The organism is Rhodopseudomonas sp. BR0M22 (assembly GCF_010907035.1).
GTDB lineage: Bacteria > Pseudomonadota > Alphaproteobacteria > Rhizobiales > Xanthobacteraceae > Rhodopseudomonas.
In genome coordinates this window covers 66,297-82,462 of record NZ_QUMK01000014.1, presented here as the reverse complement: position 1 = coordinate 82,462, position 16,166 = coordinate 66,297, and the positions used below count along the sequence as shown (strand labels likewise).

Genomic DNA, 16,166 nt, shown 5'->3' with positions numbered 1-16,166 from the left:
GAAATCACCCTGGAGGATGCCTTCAAGGGCAAGACCGCGCAGATCGAAATTCCGGTCTCGGTCACCTGCGAGGCGTGCTCGGGTACCGGCGCCAAGGCCGGAACCAAGCCGAAGACCTGCTCGACCTGCGGCGGCGCCGGCCGGGTCCGCCAGGCGCAGGGCTTCTTCACGCTGGAGCGCACCTGCCCGAGCTGCCAGGGCCGCGGCCAGACCATCGAGGACCCCTGCCCGTCCTGCACCGGCTCCGGCCGGGTTACCAAGGAACGGACGCTGTCGGTCAATATTCCGCAGGGCGTCGAGGACGGCACCCGGATCCGGCTCGCCGGCGAAGGCGAAGCGGGTCTGCGCGGCGGCCCGCCCGGTGATCTCTATATTTTCCTCTCACTCGCCAACCACGCCATCTTCCAACGCGACGGCGCCGATCTGCACTGCCTCGTGCCGATCTCGATGGTGACCGCGGCGCTCGGCGGCGAGTTCGAAGTCCCGACGATCGATCGCGGCAAGACCAAGGTCAAAGTCCCTTCCGGCACCCAGACCGGCCGTCGCTTCCGAATCTCCGGCAAGGGCATGCCAGTGCTGCGATCGCGGCAAGTCGGCGACATGTATGTCCAGGTGGTCGTCGAAACGCCACAGAACCTGACCAAGAAGCAGCAGGAGCTGCTGGCGGAGTTCGAAAAATTGTCGTCCGGTGAAACTCAGCCGGAAGCAGTGGGTTTCTTCTCCAAGGTCAAAGAATTCTTTGGCTCACGCGCCAGCGCTCCCTGACGGTCGTCTAACTTGACCAGTCCAGATGCGGCCTATACTTGTGGATGTAACAAAAATTTGACACTGGGCCGCGTTTCCCCGGTTGGTAGCTGAATGGCTTTGCAGTCGTCCGTTCGCGCGTTCAAGAAGCCGCCCCGTCCGCTCGACGACGAGGTTCGGTTTCTGCGCTCTTGGATTGAGAAGCCGTTGCACATGGGCGCGGTGATGCCGTCGGGCAAATTGCTCGCCCGGACCATGGCGCGTTACGTCGATGTTCAATCCGATGGGCCGGTCGTCGAACTTGGGCCCGGCACCGGCGCGATTACCAACGCGCTGGTGGAGCACGGCGTGGATCAGAAACGTCTGGTCCTGCTCGAATTCGATCCGGGCTTCTGCGCGCTGCTGCGGGAGCGCTTTCCGCTGGCCAAAGTTGTCCAGGGCGATGCCTATCGGCTGCGCGACTCGCTGTGGGATGCACTCGATGTCCCGGCGACGGCGGTCGTCTCCGGTCTGCCGCTGGTCACCAAGCCGATGCTGACGCGGATGAAACTGATCCGCGATGCCTTCACGCTGCTCGAGCCCGGCGCGCCGTTCGTGCAATTCACCTACTCGGTGGCGCCGCCGATCCCGAAATCGCTGTCCGGCGTGTCGACCGAGGGCTCGGAACGAATCTGGATGAACGTCCCGCCGGCGCGGGTCTGGGTCTATCGCAAGCGCTGACGCGCCGCCGGTTCGGGTCGCTTTTTCGATATCCCTGACGTGCCCAATGCCAATCATCCCTGCGCGCCCTTGATCGCGGCGGCACGCTGGGGGATACGAGGCGATGTCCGCCGCCAAGATCCTGATTATTCCCGGCTCGCTGCGCACCGGTTCGCACAACGTGCGGCTGGCCGCCGCCGCCGCGCATGAATTCGCCCGGGCTGATATCGACACCACCTGGCTGTCGCTCGCCGACTATCCGCTGCCGATCTACGACGCCGATCTCGAGGCAAAGTCCGGCGTGCCGAAGAATGCTGTCGGCCTGAAGCGGATGATCGGCGCCCATCATGGCGTGCTGATCGTCAGCCCCGAATACAATTCGGCACCGCCGCCGCTGCTGAAGAACGCGATCGACTGGGTGTCGCGGGTGGAAGATTCGCACGAAACCCAGGGCCAGGTGTTTCGCGACCGCGTGTTCGCGCTCGCCGCGGCCTCCGAAGGCAAGCTCGGCGGCGCGCGCTGTCTCGCTGCGCTTCGGCTGATCCTGTCCGGCTGCCGCGCCCCGGTGATTCCCAATCAGGTCACGCTGTCGTTCGCTCACGAGGCTTATGACGACAACGATCGGCTGAAGCATCCCGCCGATATCGCCGCCCTGCAGGCGATGGTGCGGCAACTGATCGATTTCGCCCAGCAGATGATGAGGTAACGAGCTCATGGCGCCAGCCGACACCCCCGACCGCGACCGGCTGATCGTCGCGCTCGATCTGCCCGATATTCGTGTCGCGGAAGCGATGGTCGACCGGCTCGGCGACAGCGTCGGCTTCTACAAGATCGGATATCAGCTCGCTTATGCGGGAGGATTGCCGCTGGCCCGCGCGCTGGTCGGCGCCGGCAAGAAGGTGTTCGTCGATCTCAAGCTGCACGACATCGGCAACACCGTCGCCCGCGGCGTCGAAAGCCTGAGCCATCTCGGCGCCTCCTTCCTCACCGTTCATGCTTACCCGCAGACGATGAAAGCGGCGGTCGAAGCGCGCGGCTCCTCGAAGGTCAAGATCCTCGCCGTCACGGTGCTGACCTCCTACGACGATCGCGATCTCGCCGACGCCGGCTATCGGTTCGGCGTGCGCGATTTGGTCGAAGCGCGGGCCCGGCAAGCGTTGGCGATCGGCGTCGACGGCCTGGTCTGCTCGCCGGAGGAAGCGGCGCATCTGCGCGGCATCGTCGGGCCCGAGATGGATCTGGTGACGCCGGGCATTCGCCCGGCCGGCGCGGCCGCCGGCGACCAGAAGCGGATCATGACGCCCGCCAAAGCGATCGCCGCCGGTGCCAGCTATCTGGTGGTCGGCCGGCCGGTGCTGGACGCGCCCGATCCGAAGGCCGCTGCCGATGCGATCGTCGCCGAGATCGCGGCGGCGCGCGCCGCCTAACGAACCGCAAAGGGAGAGTCTGGATGCCGAAAGGCTATTGGGTGGCGCGGATCGACGTGCACGATCTCGACAGCTACAAGCGTGATTATGTGGCCCATAATGGCGCGGTGTTCGCAAAATACGGCGCCAAGTTTCTGGTGCGCGGCGGCAGCTTCGAGGCCAACGAAGGGCCGGCGCGGTCGCGCAACGTAGTGATCGAATTCAAGGACTACGAAACCGCGCTCGCCTGCTATCATTCGCCGGAGTACCAGGCACTCATCAAAGCGCGGTCGCCGTTCTCGCAGGGCGAACTGGTGATTATCGAGGGTTATGACGGGCCGCAGCCGTCCTGACTCTTAGACGAAATGCACCGCCTCAGCGTCGGCAAGTTGCCGGACGCAAGGCCGGCGGCTATACCGCCGCCGTTCAACAAGGATGCTAAGCCGATGTCCGATATGCGCCTGATCGTTGCCGGAGCCGGCGGCCGGATGGGCCGAGCTTTGACCCGCGCCATCAGCGAGACCGAAGGCTTGGTGCTGACCGGTGCCCTGGAGTCGCCGAATTCCGAACTGCTCGGCAAGGATGCCGGTGTACTTGCCGGATTGCCGGCCAATGGCGTGCTGCTGTCGGCAGACCTGTGGTCGCTATCGGCCGAAGCCGACGGCATCGTCGATTTCACCGTGCCGCAGGCCACCATCGCCAACGTGGCGATCGCGGCGCAGCGCGGCATCGCTCACATCATCGGCACCACCGGACTGTCGGCCTCCGACAACGCAGTGATCCAGAGCGTGACTAATCGCGCCGTGGTGGTGAAGTCTGGAAACATGAGCCTCGGCGTCAATCTGCTGGCGGCGATCGCCAAGCGCGTGGCGCAGTCGCTCGACGACAGCTTCGACATCGAGATCGTCGAGATGCATCACCGCGCCAAGGTCGATGCGCCGTCCGGCACCGCGCTGCTGCTCGGCGAAGCGGTGGCGGCCGGCCGCAAGATCGATCTCGCGACCCGCTCGGCGCGCGGCCGCGACGGTTTCACCGGTGCCCGCAAGCCCGGCGATATCGGTTTCGCATCGCTGCGCGGCGGCACCGTGACCGGCGACCATACCGTGATCTTCGCCGGCGCCTCGGAGCGGATCGAACTCACCCACAAGGCCGAAGACCGCATGATCTTCGCCCACGGCGCCCTGACGGCGGCGCGCTGGGCCAAGGGCAAGAAGCCCGGCCTGTATTCGATGGCCGACGTGCTCGGCCTCGGAGACATCTGACGTCCGCGTCGATCGGCGCGTGAGGTTTCCCGGGACGGGTCGTTCGGCCGCCCCGGTGCGTTTCCAAGCGTGAAGAAACTAACCGATCAGCGATTTGCCGGTCATCTCGGCCGGCTGCGGCAATTCCATCAGCTTCAGCAGCGTCGGGGCGAGGTCGGAGAGCTGGCCGTCGACCAGCGGGCCGTTGTCGCCGACCAGCAGCACCGGCACCGGATTGGTGGTGTGTGCGGTGTGCGGGCCGCCGGTTTCCGGATCGCGCATCATCTCGCAATTGCCGTGGTCGGCCGTGACCAGCAGCGCGCCGCCGGCCTTGCGGATCGCCGCGACGATGCGGCCGAGCTGGGTGTCCACGGTCTCCACCGCCTTGATCGCCGCGGGCAGGCTGCCGGTGTGGCCAACCATGTCCGGATTGGCGAAGTTGAGCACGATCAGGTCGTATTTGCCGGATTCGATCGCCGCGACGGCCTTGTCGCCGAGTTCGGGTGCCGACATTTCCGGCTGCAGATCGTAGGTCGCCACCTTCGGCGACGGCACCATGATCCGGTCTTCGCCCGGATAAGGCACTTCCTCGCCGCCATTCAGGAAGTAAGTGACGTGCGGATACTTCTCCGTTTCCGCCATCCGAAGCTGATGCCGGCCGGCGTCGGCGACCACCTGGCCGAGGCCGTTCACGAGGCTTTGCGGCGGGAAGATCGTGCCCATCAGCGCATCGAGCGCGGTCGAGTACTGCGTCATGCCGATGGCGGCCGCGATCTTCTTCACCTGCTTGCGCGGAAAGCCTGCGAAAGCGGGGTCGAGCAAGGCGGCAAGGATCTCGCGCACCCGGTCGGCGCGGAAGTTGAAGCACAGCACGCCGTCGCCGTCGCGCATGCCCTGATAGTCGCCGACGACGGCGGGCACGATGAATTCGTCATTCACACCGGCCGCATAGCCGTCGGCGATCACCGCATCGGCGTCCGCAAACCGCGGTCCGTCGGCGTCGGCGATCACCCCATAGGCCTTGGAGACGCGCTCCCAGCGGTTGTCGCGGTCCATCGCGTAATAGCGGCCGCTGACGGTGGCGATCGGCACATTGGCCGGCAGGTCGGCGCGCAGCCGCACGATGTCGTCGACCGCGGATTTCGGCGGCGTGTCGCGGCCGTCGGTGAATGCGTGCACCACCGTCGGCACGCCTGCCTTGGTGAGGAGCCTAGCCAGCGCGCAGGCGTGGTCCTGGTGCGAATGCACGCCGCCGGGCGAGACGAGGCCCATCAGATGACAGGTGCCGCCGCTGGCCTTCAATTTCTCGATGAACGCCACCAGCCCCGGCGCGCGTTCGATCTCGCCGCTGGCGATGGCGTCGCTGATCCGCGGCAGATCCTGCATCACCACCCGGCCGGCGCCGATATTGAGATGGCCGACCTCGGAATTGCCCATCTGGCCGTTCGGCAGCCCGACCGATTTGCCGGACGTGCGCAGAAACGCGTGCGGGCCGTTGCTCCAGAGCGCGTCGAAGGTCGGAGTCTTGGCCTGCAGCACGGCATTGTCCGCCGGGTCCTCGCGCCACCCCCAGCCATCGAGAATCACGAGCATAACGGGGCGACGGGACTGCATGGCAACGACTTTCCTGGATGTTGAGGGCGCCTCAGCGCACCCCACACCTATGGTCGCCACCCGCCCCCGTCAATCGGCCCTGCGGCTCACTCGGCCCCGAGTCGTCCCGCTTCCCAGCCGATCATCGCCTGCTTGCGGGTCAGGCCCCAATGATAGCCGGTGAGTGCGCCGCTCTTGCCGAGCGCGCGGTGGCACGGCACCACGAACGAGATCGGGTTCTTGCCGACGGCGGCGCCGACCGCGCGTGAGGCTTTCGGCAGGCTGATGTTGGCGGCAATGTCCGAATAGCAGACCGCTTTGCCGAGCGGGATCTTCAGCAGCGTCTCCCACACCCGCACTTCGAAATCGGTGCCGATCAGCACCACCCGCAGCGGCTGCTCGGCGCGCCACTGCGCCGGATCGAAGATCCGCCGTGCCAGCGGCGCAGTCGCGTCCTGATCCTGCACGCACACCGCGCGCGGCCAGCGCTGCTGCAGGTCGACCAGCGCGGCCTGCTCCTCGCCGGGATCGGCGAAGGCAAGACCCGCAAGGCCCCGATCCGACGCGATGATCACCGCAGTGCCGAACGGCGACGGATGGAATCCGTAGCGCAGGCTGAGCCCGACACCGCCGGTCTTCCATTCGCCCGGCGACATCGCCTCGTGGGTGACGAACAGGTCGTGCAGCCGGCCCGGCCCGGACAGGCCGGACGCCAGCGCGGCGTCGAGCACGCTGGCTGAATCGCGCAGCAGCGACTTGGCGTGGTCGAGCGTCAGCGCCTGCATGAACGCCTTCGGCGTCAGCCCGGCCCAGCGCCGGAACAGATGGTGCAGCTCGTCGGGTGTCAGGCCGGCGGCGTCGGCGATCGCCTCGATGGTCGGCTGCGTCTTCCATTTCTGCGAGATGAAGGCGATGGCGCGCCGCACGCAGTCGTAGTCGGCCAGCGCGGAATCGCGGGCACCGGGTTTGATCAGCTGGTGGTCGGCAATGGCGAGGTTCATCATCCCGCCGATGTTACCCATAGCGGCGCTGGCCGCCACCCGATTTCCTGCGTGTCACGGCTGGTACAGCGGACCGCGCCGCGCGGCGTCCAGGGCTGCCATCAAGGCGTTGGCGAAGCTGGCCTTTTCCTCTGCGCCGAGGAAGCTGGCGATCGCAAGCCGGCGTCCCGAGGAAACCAGATACAGCCGCTCGATCCCGGCCTCGTGGTGGACGATCTTTTCCAGCCGCACCCACAGCGGGTTCAGGACCCATTCGGCGACCTCGCCGCGCGCCGAGGTGCGCCGCACTCGCAATTCGCTGCTGGTGATCGAGATTTCCTCGCTGGCCCGGGCGCGGGCGAAGCTCACCCTGAAGGCGACGGCGAGCGCCAGTACGTCCAGCCCGAAGAATCCGAACACCGGCCAGGCCCCCATCGTCCAGAACGCCAGCCCGGCCGCGAAGCTGGCGGTGCCGACCACCCCGATCAGGATCAGAAATCCGTTGTGGCTCAAGGCACGATGCGGCTGCAGCCGCGCCGAAAACAGTTTCGGCTCTCTCGAATCCGGACCAAGATCGAGTTCTGTCGCCATCGCGGAATATTATACCTCACCCATGCCGAAAACCACCCGCCCCGCCAAGCCGGCCGCCAAGAGGCCTGCGACGCCCCCCGCCAAACCTGCCAAGCGTGTCGCCACCGCCAAGCCGAAGTCGGTACCGGCCAGGCCGCCAGCGCCTCGCCGCGGCAAGTCTCCGCGGCGCTGGAGCGAGGCCGAAGTGCACGAGGCTTTCAGCCGCTTCGCCACGGCGAATCCGGAGCCGAAGGGCGAACTCGAACATCTCAATCCGTTCACGCTGCTGGTTGCCGTCGTGCTGTCCGCACAGGCGACCGACGCCGGCGTCAACAAGGCGACGCGGCCGTTGTTCGCGGTTGCCGACACGCCGCAGAAAATGCTGGCGCTCGGCGAGGAGCGCGTGCGCGAGTACATCAAGACCATCGGCCTGTTTCGCACCAAGGCCAAGAACGTGATTGCGCTGTCGCAAAAGCTGATCACCGACTTTGGCGGCGAAGTGCCGAACACCCGCGAGGCGCTCGAAACGCTGCCCGGCGCCGGCCGCAAGACCGCCAACGTGGTGCTCAACATGGCGTTTGGTCAGCCGACCATGGCGGTCGACACCCATGTGTTCCGTGTCGGCAACCGCACCGGCATGGCGCCGGGCGAGACGCCGCTGGCCGTCGAGCTCGAACTCGAGCGGGTGATCCCGGCCGAATTCATGCAGCACGCCCACCACTGGCTGATCCTGCACGGCCGCTACACTTGCCTGGCCCGCAAGCCGCGTTGCGAGCTCTGCCTGATCAACGATCTGTGCAGGTGGCCGGAAAAGACGGTGAGTTAGTTTGGACTGTCCTACATCCGAAGCCCGTCCGTCGTTGCTGTGCGAAACGAAGCAATCCGGAGGTCGCGGCGCGTGCCCCGGATTGCTTCGTCGCTTTGCTCCTCGCAATTATGAGGCGACGTCGAACTACTTCATCATCGCCTTGACTTCATCGCGCAGCGCTTGCCGCGAGGCGTCGTCGGCGTAGAACATATGGCCGCCGGGATAGACGACGAACTTCACGCGCTTCTCGGCCAACGTCGGCGGCAGCTGATCGAGCACCATCTGCGTGCCGTAATACGGCGCGGCGAGGTCGAACAGGCCGCCGCTAACCAGCACGCGAAGGTTCGGATCGACGCTCAGGATCTCACGAAGCTGGGTGGTCGATTCCAGCGGATGCAGGCCGCGGCCAAAATTCCATTGTTCGGCGACCGAGCCGTTAAGCAGCTCGTAGGAGCCGTCGGGCTTCCAGTTCAGCGTCGAGCGGGTCAGTTGCGTGGCGGCGCTGGTCAGCGGCGCGATCAGCGAATCCGCCGACGGATCGCCGAAATGCGAGGCGCTGGAATCCGGGAACGGATCGAGTCCCAGTTTGGCGCCGTCGAACCGCCCGGTGACACGGCCATGGTCGCGATCGAACTCGCGCTGGAACTCCCGGGTATCGATCCGCCCGGCCAGTCGCCGGCTCACCGTCTTGTCGATCCCGGTCAGCGCGGCGACGCGGTCGGCCAGCCGCGTGGTCGCTTCCTTGTCGGCCTCGCCTTTGACCAGATCGGTGAGGAATTCGCTGCGCGCGTAGCTTTCGACGTCGGCGAGATCGGCACGCGTGACCTTGCCCTTCTGCTGCCGTGCCACCGCGGTCATCGACGGCAGCCGCGCCGCATATTGCAGCAGGCTGGAGCCGGACAGGTCGCGGAAATCGAGGACGGGCGATAGCAGGATCAGGCCGTTGACGCCGACGCCCTGCTTGGTCTGCAGATTGTCGACGACCTTCGGGCCGCGAATACCGCCGTAGCTTTCACCCGCCAAGTACTTCGGCGAGGCGAGCCGGTCGTTTTTCTCCAGCCATCGCCGAATCACCAATGCCATCGCCGAGACGTCGCCGTCGACCGAATAGAACTGCTTGCGCACCTCGTCGCCGCCGGCGACGAAGCGGCTATAGCCGGTGCCGACCGGATCGATGAAAACCAGGTCGGTGAAATCGAGCCAGGTCTCGGCGTTCGCCTGCAGCACCGGCGGGGAGGACGCCACCACGTTGCTGCCGATCGGCAGTCGCCATGGTCCCGCGGCGCCGAGCTGTAGCCACGCCGAGGACGCGCCGGGGCCGCCGTTGAACAGAAACGTTACCGGCCGGGTGCGAGGATCGGCGCCATCGAGCTTGTAGGCGGTGATGGCGATATCGACCTGCGGCTCGCCCTTGCCGTTGTAGAGACGGATCGATCCGGCGGTAGCGGCGAAAGCGAGGCTCCGGCCCGGAAGCGACAACGTGTGATGGGTCGTGACGTCGGCCGGCAGATTGCGGAGGTCGAGATGCCCGTGCGGCGAGGCCGACTTGTCGTCGGCCTGTTCGCCGGCCGGCTTGTCAGCGCTGAGCTTGGTGGCGGCTGGCTTGGCGCTGTCCGCCGTGGCCGAATGCGAAGCGCCGTGACCGGCCTCCTGGGCCATCGCGTCGCTGCCAAGAGCTGGCGCGACGGTGATCGCGGCGATCATCATGGACGTCATCATCGCGCGGCGGGCGTGCGCGGGCAGCAACAGCATCGGTCTCTCCTGGTTTGCCACGCGAGGTCCGGCGTTGCGCGGCGTTCGATCTCGCCGGCGATCTCAGCTCAGAACTGCGTCAGATTGGCGACGCCGCAGCGGGGGCTGGTTGCCTACTCCGCCGCGGCCAGGGCGCGGGGCAGCAGGCCGAGATCGCGGGCCAGTTCGGTCATCATGCCGGCGATTTCTTCCGGGCGTTCTTCATGCGCGAGGTGGCCCAGCCCCGGCATCAAGGCGAGCCGCGAGCCGGGCACGATCTGGCGCACGCTGTCGGCGTCGTTGCAGGCGATGGTTCTGTCGTTGCTGCCGGCGATCAGCAGCAGATGCGGCGCGAGATGCGGCAACTCTCCGGCGAGCTGGTCGAGCCGCCAACCGGCCATCATCCGGATCGCCGATTCGATATGCCCGGGGCTGCTCACCAGCCGCCGGTAGAGTTCGACCCCGTGCGGCTCCAGCGTCGACCCCGTGTCGGCGAGCATCCGCTCCACCATGCCTTGGGTGCGGGCGAACCGGGCGACCAGTCGCGGCACGAACGCGCTCGTCGCCAACATGCGCGCCAGCGGCAGCATCCAGCGGCTCGCGCGACCGCCGATCGGAAGCAGCGCGCCATTGAGGCTGACCAGCGCCGCTGGCGTAATCGCGCCGTCGAGACACATTCGCGCCAACACCGCCACGCCCGCCGAATGCCCTGCGACCATCACAGGGCGATGCCCGAGGCCGTGGAGCAGTGCAGTGAGATCGTGCGCCATCGCCTCCATCGTCATCCGGCTGGGATCGGGTGCGTCGGTGAAACCGTGGCCCGGCAGATCTGGTGCGACCACGGTGAAGGACTCGGCAAGTAACGGCGCGAGCCGCCGCCAGGAATGCGTCGCCGCTCCGGTGCCGTGAACGAGCACGATGACCGGGCCCGTGCCCATCTGCTGCACATGCCAGTTGAGGCCGCCGGAATCGATGAACATGCTGCTGTGCCGGTTCGGCCAGTCGCGGCCTTCATCGTCCCAGCGTGGCGGGGCGTGACGACGAGAAGACGGATCGATTAGTTGTTTGTTTGTCTGACGCATCGATGCCTGTGCCGCAACTGCCGGGATGGCAACACCGCCCGCGTGAGATGTCAAACACAGAAGCGCATCCCAGTTCCCTTACGAGGGCGAAAACTCGCGGTGCTGATCCGGCGCGCGCCGCAGCAGTCTCCAACGACGGCCGGCACGGCGTAGTGCGCGTCAATGGTCGTGACAAAAGGGCTTTCTCGAAGGCCGGTTGTGAGTCGCGATTGACGAAAGTGGCTGTCAGGCGAATCGGACAGGCATTGTTACGCATTCAGAATTGCGTGAATTCAGTTTGCCGGCGCAGCGTTCGCTGTCAAACTTCGGCAACGAAATGAAACCGAACTAACAAATCAAAATTGAATCTTCGCGATCGCTCGCCGATTGGGGCGAGCGATCCGTTCAGGGAGTGACGAGCATGAAGATGTCACACCTCGCGAGCCTTCTGGTGATGATCGTCGGCGGTGCGGTTCAGGTGATGTCGTCGGCGGTCCGCCGCAAACTCGGCGCATCGCGGAAAGGCTGACCGCGCCGAGCCGGGAGAGGCTTACTGCAGGATGCTGCGGCGCTCGGGCGCGATCACTTCCGGGCGTGAGCCCGACAGCCGCTTGTGCAGATGCACCATGAAGGCCATGCCGAACAGCGGTGTCGCCAGATTGACGATCGGGATCGACACGAAGGCGGCGATGATCAGCCCGCCGATGAAGACCGTCGTGGCGTTGTCGCGCCGCATCGCCTTGGCCTCGGGCGCGGGACGAAAGCGCATCGCGGCCAGTTCGAAATACTCCCGGCCGAGCAACCAGGCGGTGGCGAGGAAGAACACGATGGCGCCTGCGCCGGCGACGAACAGGAACGGCAGCGCCACCAGATAGACCAGGATGGTCAGCAGCGCGGTCTTCACCGTTTCCCATGTCGCCAGCCCCAGCGGCAACGCGACGCCCGGCTCCTCGTGCGGGTAATATTCGCGCTCGACGTGTCCTGCGGCATCGTCGACGAAAATGCCCGCGACCAACGAGGTCACCGCCGGCATCAGAAACACCGCGCCGACCACGATGCCGAGGCCGGCGGCGATCGAGACGACCCACGACAGGATGCTCAACGGGGTATGGAATCCGCCGAGCGTGGCTTCGGCCCACAGCTCGCTCGAGCTCGCCAGCCAGCTCAGCAGCCGCTGCAATCCGATCGCCGCCACCGCGATCAATGCCAGCGCGAAGCCGACCGAACGCCACAGGATCGAGCGCATCGGCGGCGACAGGATTTGCGTGAGCGCCTTGATGGCGGCGTCGAGCATGGCGGCGTCCTCGTCCCGGGAAAACAGCCTCGAACAGGTAGAGACCGCGCCGATGTTCGGCAAGGGCTGCGCCGCGCGAACGCGAGCCGTCAGCGCCGCAGCCGCCGCGCCGCCGGATAATTCAGCACCTTCGGCACTTTGCCGTCGCGCAGCGCCTGCTGCATGCCTTCCCAATAGTCGGCCTGCATCAGCTCGGGGTGGGCGTCGCGGAAGGTGCGGCGCAGGCCGGGATCGTCGATCCGCAGGCCCTCCAGCATCTCCGGGGGGCGGAACACCATGCCGTTGTCGAACTCGCCGGGAACGGCGCCGTCGCGGCGCACGGTGACCGAGGTCAGCGGCTCCACCGCGTCGTAATCGAACAGGTACACTTTGCGGATGCGGCTGACGCCGTAATTGCGGCCGTCGAGGTCCTTGTTGAAGATGTCCGCCGCGGCGTTGTTCTTGATGCAGTCGCCGAGATTGATCACCGCGGCGCGGGCTTCGGCCGCGGACGCATTGGCCAGATACAGCGGCAGCGGCGTCAGCTTGATCTGGACGATCAGATGCCGGAACACCAGCGCGCCGCGATCCAGCGTCACCGTGCCGATCCCTGCCTCCAGCAGTTCGTCGAGCAGCTCCGGCGCGAACATCGATCGCTCCAGCTTGACGTTGGAATAGATGATGTTGTCGAGCATCGAGCCGGCGCGGTCGATCTCGTGCACCAGATTGTATTTGCGCAGCACCTCGTCGAGGCCGTCGAAGTAATCGAATTTGTAATCGTCGGTCGGATGGTCGCGGATGATCTTCAGTACATAGGCCGACGACGGCATCGTGAAAGCGATCGCCACCGTGCCCTTGAAGCCCGGTGCGGTGGTGAGCTTTTCTTTGGTCTTGCGATGCTCGGCCAGGATCTCCGTCATCACCGCGACCTTGCCGAGGTGATGGAATCCGATGCAGGAATATTGCGTGCCGAGCGGTCGTTTCGGCATCAGCTCGTACAGCAGCCGGGCCAGCTCGTGATAGCGCGGATTGGTGGCATGGTAGTTCGCCAATGTCGACGAGAACGCGTATTGCAGCTCGTCGCTGTCGGTCAGCACCGCATCGACGACCAGCCCGTCCTTCTCGTTGAGCAGCGCGATCAGCAGCGGCAGGCTGCGCATCGGCATGTCGCCGCGGTCGCGCAGTTTGATCCGGCCGACCAGGCAGGCGCCGCGGTTGCGGAAGAAGCCGGAGTCGGCGATTTCGATCTTCACCGGCTCGCCGGGCCTCGGGCCGAGCGGCTCCAGCGCCGCTTCGATCGCCTGTGCGGCGAGCGCGGCGTCGCCGTCGCGGTCGCGCCATGGTGCCGCAAAGCCTGCCTCGTCGAGAATAGTGGCGATCACCTCTGGGCCGATCGGCAGCGTCGTGCTCGTCGTCTTCAGCACCGCCGCCGCCGAGGTGGCTCGCCGCGTGGTCGTGCCGGTGTCGTAGGACACCGGCCGCCATTCGTCGTTGACCAGCTTGCGGCGCAGCGATTGCCAGAACGCGAAGGCAAAGTCCGCCTCGTAGCGACCCTCGATCGCCGCCAGCAGTTCGGCCTCGGCGGCTGGCCAGAGCTGTTCGTCGGTGGTCAGCTCCGGCAGCCCGGCTTTCAACAGCGGTACGAGCTGATCGATGCAGGCGGTGTACAGCCCAATCCGGATCTTCGACAGCCGCACCGTCACCGGCCAGTCGCGCGCCTCGAACGCCGCCTGCGCCAGCGCCGGAATTCGCCGCGACACCGCGTAATAATTGTCGAACGCCGACAACACCACGCGCGCCAGCAGCCGGGCCTGATCGTCAGGATCGTCAGTGCGATACAGCGCGTCGAGCAGATCGAAATCCGGCTCGGCAATCCGCGTGGCGTGCTCGATCTCGGCGGCGCCAAGCGGCCGGGCGCGGGGGTGGGCAGAGGGAGCGGTCATAGCGTCAGGTCAGCGCATCTCGTCAGGTCACACCTCCGGCCGCCGGTCCGGGACCGACCACTCAGCCGGCCGCCGACCGACCACCGGGGGCAGTTGCGCCATCATGGGAGGCTTTGGCGCGTCAAAGCGTGATCTGACGCAAACCGCCCCCCACCGAAAGACGGGTGCGACAATCTGGCGGGGCGGAAGGCTTGCGGTCGAGTGGTCTTATCGACCGCCGTGTCAGCCTGTCCGGCGCGCCCTCAAAGGGCTTTCCAAACTCACCCGGTGCGACCGGTATGATGACGTCGCCTCAGCCTTCCCTCATGGCCGCGCGGGTGGCGGAGCAACGGAGGCGTTCGGCTCGACCTTCGGCGTCACGGTTTCGTTCGTCTCGAAGAACGTCAGCGCCGCAGCTGAGAAACCTTCCGGGGTCTCGTACATCAGATGATGCGTCGCGCCCTTGAACTGGACCAGCCACGCTCCCGGAATAGCCGACGCCAGCGTCTTTGAACTTTCGGTGCCGACCACATCGTCGGCGGTGCCGACCACCAGCATCACCTGATTGGGGATCGACGGCAGCTTGTCGAGCGGGGTCTTCCAGTGAGTAGTGGCTTCGACCTGCCGCGCCACGATCGGGTCGGCCGGCACCCTTCCGTGTAGCGCCTTGGCGACGTTGCTGCCGTCGGTCGAGGTGGCGTGGATCAGCGCCTTGTTGAAGCGAGTGGGGTACTCCAGCAGCAGTTCCTGGGTGATGGTGCTGCCCATCGAATAGCCGAGCACGTCGCTGCGTTCGACCTTGAGCGCGTCGAGCAGGCCGATCACGTCGGCGGCGAACAACGGATAGCTGAAGGTGGTGTCGTTGGCGGTCGAGTGCCCCATGCCGCGATTGTCCATCAGGATCAGCTGATGGGTCTTCGCCAGCGCCTCGACCACCTGTGGCGGCCAATGCTCGGCGGTGCCGCCGAGCCCCATGATCATCACCATCGGCGCGCCCTGGCCGATCAGCTTGTAGCCGATCGAAATGCCGTTGGCATCGACTTGATAGATGGTGTGACCGCCCCCGTCCTGGCCGATCGCCTTGCCGGCCGGCGCGATCGGATCGGCGAGGGCCGAGGTCGCGGTCAGTAGGAGTGCGATGATACCTGGAGCGAACAGGCTAGTGAGCGTTGCCATGCAAATCACCTTGCTATGTATCCAATCGCCGGCGGATAGCAGCAAACGCGGGAAGCGTCGTTGCGGCTAAGGTGAAGCGCTAGGGGATTCGTCGAAATCATCGTCCCACGTCCAGCCATCGAGATCCCGATTCGCCTCGATCCAATCGTCGATCGCATCGTTCTCCGGATGCTGCGCCATCATCGCAGCTTCGCGGCTCAGATCGGCCAGAAACTGGGGATCGCGCATGTCCGCCGCGCTGCGCACAATCAGCCGCAAGCCCCGCTCTCTTAGGGACGCCGCGGGGGCAGCCGGCGCTTGGGAGGCGGGCTTATCGGGGTCAGTTGGCATGACGGCAGCGTACCAGATTGGATGGCGCCCTCAACCGTCAGTTGTCGTGTCCGGTCTATTACGTGCTATCGTGGACTGCCGAACTGGAGACGGCGTGCCGACGATCGCGTACTTTCTCGGAATTGCCATCGCGATGTATTATCGCGATCATAACCCGCCTCATGTCCACGTGATCTATCAAGGTTATGAGGCGTTGGTGGTGATCGAGGACGCCAGTCTGTTGCAAGGCAAACTGCCGCCGACGGCGATGCTGATCGTGCGACGATGGGTAACGCTGCGGCGCACAGCGCTGCTTGCGAATTGGGAGCGGGCGCGACGGCACGAAACGCTCGAGCGAATTGCGGGTCCGGACGATGACACTGATTAAGGTGCGACGCGCGACAGCGCTTGATGGTCACCGGCTGAAACTCGAGTTTTCCGATGACACTGTCGGAGAGCGCGATCTCGGTTTCATTCTCGGCGAGCACGGGCCGATGCTGGAGCCGCTCAAGGACCCCGCATACTTCAAGCGCGTTTTTGTCGAGAACGGCGTGCCGACCTGGCCGAACGGCTATGACTGGGACCCGATCGCCCTGCACGATGAGATGAAAGCCGCCGGCGAGTTACGGCCGGTCGGGGATGCGGCGGAGTAG

The 16,166-nt window shown here is 65.9% G+C and carries 18 protein-coding genes; 9 read left to right on the top strand and 9 right to left on the bottom strand.

Annotated elements, in window-relative coordinates; translation table 11 throughout:
• From DY468_RS06695 to dapB, 6 genes are all read left to right on the top strand, one after another.
• Positions 1–765, top strand: a 765-nt coding sequence (locus tag DY468_RS06695) for a molecular chaperone DnaJ (protein ID WP_164603562.1), incomplete at its 5' end; no start/stop codon positions are given.
• Between the two features lie 93 nt (positions 766–858).
• Positions 859–1,464, top strand: a complete 606-nt coding sequence (locus DY468_RS06690; protein WP_164603560.1) for a class I SAM-dependent methyltransferase — start codon at positions 859–861, stop codon at positions 1,462–1,464.
• 103 nt (positions 1,465–1,567) lie between these two features.
• Positions 1,568–2,149, top strand: coding sequence for an NADPH-dependent FMN reductase (locus tag DY468_RS06685; protein WP_164603558.1), 582 nt, complete (start codon positions 1,568–1,570; stop codon positions 2,147–2,149).
• Between the two features lie 7 nt (positions 2,150–2,156).
• A complete protein-coding gene (pyrF, locus tag DY468_RS06680) occupies positions 2,157–2,870 on the top strand; it encodes an orotidine-5'-phosphate decarboxylase (protein ID WP_164603557.1) in 714 nt (237 codons plus the stop codon).
• 23 nt (positions 2,871–2,893) lie between these two features.
• Positions 2,894–3,202, top strand: coding sequence for a DUF1330 domain-containing protein (locus tag DY468_RS06675; RefSeq protein ID WP_107353916.1), 309 nt, complete (start codon positions 2,894–2,896; stop codon positions 3,200–3,202).
• Positions 3,203–3,295: 93 nt separating this feature from the next.
• Positions 3,296–4,111 (top strand): 4-hydroxy-tetrahydrodipicolinate reductase, encoded by an 816-nt coding sequence (gene dapB / locus DY468_RS06670; RefSeq protein ID WP_164603555.1) that lies wholly within the window; start codon positions 3,296–3,298, stop codon positions 4,109–4,111.
• Between the two features lie 78 nt (positions 4,112–4,189).
• Here the strand turns inward: dapB and gpmI are convergent, their stop codons facing one another.
• From gpmI to DY468_RS06655, 3 genes are all read right to left on the bottom strand, one after another.
• Entirely contained in the window at positions 4,190–5,704 is a 1,515-nt protein-coding gene (gpmI, locus tag DY468_RS06665; RefSeq protein ID WP_164603554.1) for a 2,3-bisphosphoglycerate-independent phosphoglycerate mutase, read from the bottom strand.
• An 86-nt stretch (positions 5,705–5,790) separates the two neighbouring features.
• The gene (locus tag DY468_RS06660; RefSeq protein WP_164603574.1) at positions 5,791–6,687 is read right to left on the bottom strand and encodes a methylated-DNA--[protein]-cysteine S-methyltransferase; all 897 of its coding nucleotides are present in this window, start codon (positions 6,685–6,687) and stop codon (positions 5,791–5,793) included.
• A gap of 51 nt (positions 6,688–6,738) precedes the next feature.
• The gene (locus DY468_RS06655; RefSeq protein ID WP_164603553.1) at positions 6,739–7,254 is read right to left on the bottom strand and encodes a DUF2244 domain-containing protein; all 516 of its coding nucleotides are present in this window, start codon (positions 7,252–7,254) and stop codon (positions 6,739–6,741) included.
• 22 nt (positions 7,255–7,276) lie between these two features.
• Between DY468_RS06655 and nth the strand changes: the two genes are divergently transcribed.
• Complete coding sequence (gene nth / locus DY468_RS06650) at positions 7,277–8,059, top strand: endonuclease III (protein WP_164603552.1); 783 nt, start codon at positions 7,277–7,279, stop codon at positions 8,057–8,059.
• A gap of 126 nt (positions 8,060–8,185) precedes the next feature.
• On the opposite strand, the gene DY468_RS06645 is transcribed toward nth, so the two are convergent.
• The 6 genes from DY468_RS06645 to DY468_RS06620 form a co-directional block, all read right to left on the bottom strand.
• Positions 8,186–9,793, bottom strand: a complete 1,608-nt coding sequence (locus tag DY468_RS06645; RefSeq protein ID WP_246700908.1) for a S10 family peptidase — start codon at positions 9,791–9,793, stop codon at positions 8,186–8,188.
• 113 nt (positions 9,794–9,906) lie between these two features.
• Positions 9,907–10,854 (bottom strand): alpha/beta fold hydrolase BchO, encoded by a 948-nt coding sequence (gene bchO, locus DY468_RS06640; RefSeq protein WP_164603551.1) that lies wholly within the window; start codon positions 10,852–10,854, stop codon positions 9,907–9,909.
• Between the two features lie 529 nt (positions 10,855–11,383).
• The gene (locus tag DY468_RS06635; protein ID WP_164603550.1) at positions 11,384–12,127 is read right to left on the bottom strand and encodes a sulfate transporter family protein; all 744 of its coding nucleotides are present in this window, start codon (positions 12,125–12,127) and stop codon (positions 11,384–11,386) included.
• An 89-nt stretch (positions 12,128–12,216) separates the two neighbouring features.
• Complete coding sequence (gene aceK, locus DY468_RS06630; protein ID WP_164603549.1) at positions 12,217–14,049, bottom strand: bifunctional isocitrate dehydrogenase kinase/phosphatase; 1,833 nt, start codon at positions 14,047–14,049, stop codon at positions 12,217–12,219.
• 303 nt (positions 14,050–14,352) lie between these two features.
• Positions 14,353–15,204 (bottom strand): alpha/beta fold hydrolase, encoded by an 852-nt coding sequence (locus DY468_RS06625; RefSeq protein ID WP_164603548.1) that lies wholly within the window; start codon positions 15,202–15,204, stop codon positions 14,353–14,355.
• 66 nt (positions 15,205–15,270) lie between these two features.
• Positions 15,271–15,534, bottom strand: coding sequence for an antitoxin MazE-like protein (locus DY468_RS06620; RefSeq protein ID WP_164603546.1), 264 nt, complete (start codon positions 15,532–15,534; stop codon positions 15,271–15,273).
• A 94-nt stretch (positions 15,535–15,628) separates the two neighbouring features.
• On the opposite strand from DY468_RS06620, the gene DY468_RS24900 reads away from it, so the two are divergent.
• Positions 15,629–15,901 (top strand): DUF4160 domain-containing protein, encoded by a 273-nt coding sequence (locus DY468_RS24900; protein WP_164603544.1) that lies wholly within the window; start codon positions 15,629–15,631, stop codon positions 15,899–15,901.
• Entirely contained in the window at positions 15,888–16,166 is a 279-nt protein-coding gene (locus tag DY468_RS06610; protein WP_164603542.1) for a DUF2442 domain-containing protein, read from the top strand. Before DY468_RS24900 ends, DY468_RS06610 begins: the two co-directional genes overlap by 14 nt.

Coding starts and splice junctions, on each gene's coding strand:
- DY468_RS06660 (WP_164603574.1), bottom strand. CDS start 6,687: ATGATGAACCTCGCCATTGCCGACCACCAGCTGATCAAACCCGGTGCC.
- DY468_RS06675 (WP_107353916.1), top strand. CDS start 2,894: ATGCCGAAAGGCTATTGGGTGGCGCGGATCGACGTGCACGATCTCGAC.
- DY468_RS06655 (WP_164603553.1), bottom strand. CDS start 7,254: ATGGCGACAGAACTCGATCTTGGTCCGGATTCGAGAGAGCCGAAACTG.
- nth (WP_164603552.1), top strand. CDS start 7,277: ATGCCGAAAACCACCCGCCCCGCCAAGCCGGCCGCCAAGAGGCCTGCG.
- bchO (WP_164603551.1), bottom strand. CDS start 10,854: ATGCGTCAGACAAACAAACAACTAATCGATCCGTCTTCTCGTCGTCAC.
- DY468_RS06690 (WP_164603560.1), top strand. CDS start 859: ATGGCTTTGCAGTCGTCCGTTCGCGCGTTCAAGAAGCCGCCCCGTCCG.
- pyrF (WP_164603557.1), top strand. CDS start 2,157: ATGGCGCCAGCCGACACCCCCGACCGCGACCGGCTGATCGTCGCGCTC.
- DY468_RS06620 (WP_164603546.1), bottom strand. CDS start 15,534: ATGCCAACTGACCCCGATAAGCCCGCCTCCCAAGCGCCGGCTGCCCCC.
- DY468_RS06610 (WP_164603542.1), top strand. CDS start 15,888: ATGACACTGATTAAGGTGCGACGCGCGACAGCGCTTGATGGTCACCGG.
- DY468_RS06625 (WP_164603548.1), bottom strand. CDS start 15,204: ATGGCAACGCTCACTAGCCTGTTCGCTCCAGGTATCATCGCACTCCTA.
- DY468_RS06685 (WP_164603558.1), top strand. CDS start 1,568: ATGTCCGCCGCCAAGATCCTGATTATTCCCGGCTCGCTGCGCACCGGT.
- gpmI (WP_164603554.1), bottom strand. CDS start 5,704: ATGCAGTCCCGTCGCCCCGTTATGCTCGTGATTCTCGATGGCTGGGGG.
- aceK (WP_164603549.1), bottom strand. CDS start 14,049: ATGACCGCTCCCTCTGCCCACCCCCGCGCCCGGCCGCTTGGCGCCGCC.
- dapB (WP_164603555.1), top strand. CDS start 3,296: ATGTCCGATATGCGCCTGATCGTTGCCGGAGCCGGCGGCCGGATGGGC.
- DY468_RS06635 (WP_164603550.1), bottom strand. CDS start 12,127: ATGCTCGACGCCGCCATCAAGGCGCTCACGCAAATCCTGTCGCCGCCG.
- DY468_RS06645 (WP_246700908.1), bottom strand. CDS start 9,793: ATGCTGTTGCTGCCCGCGCACGCCCGCCGCGCGATGATGACGTCCATG.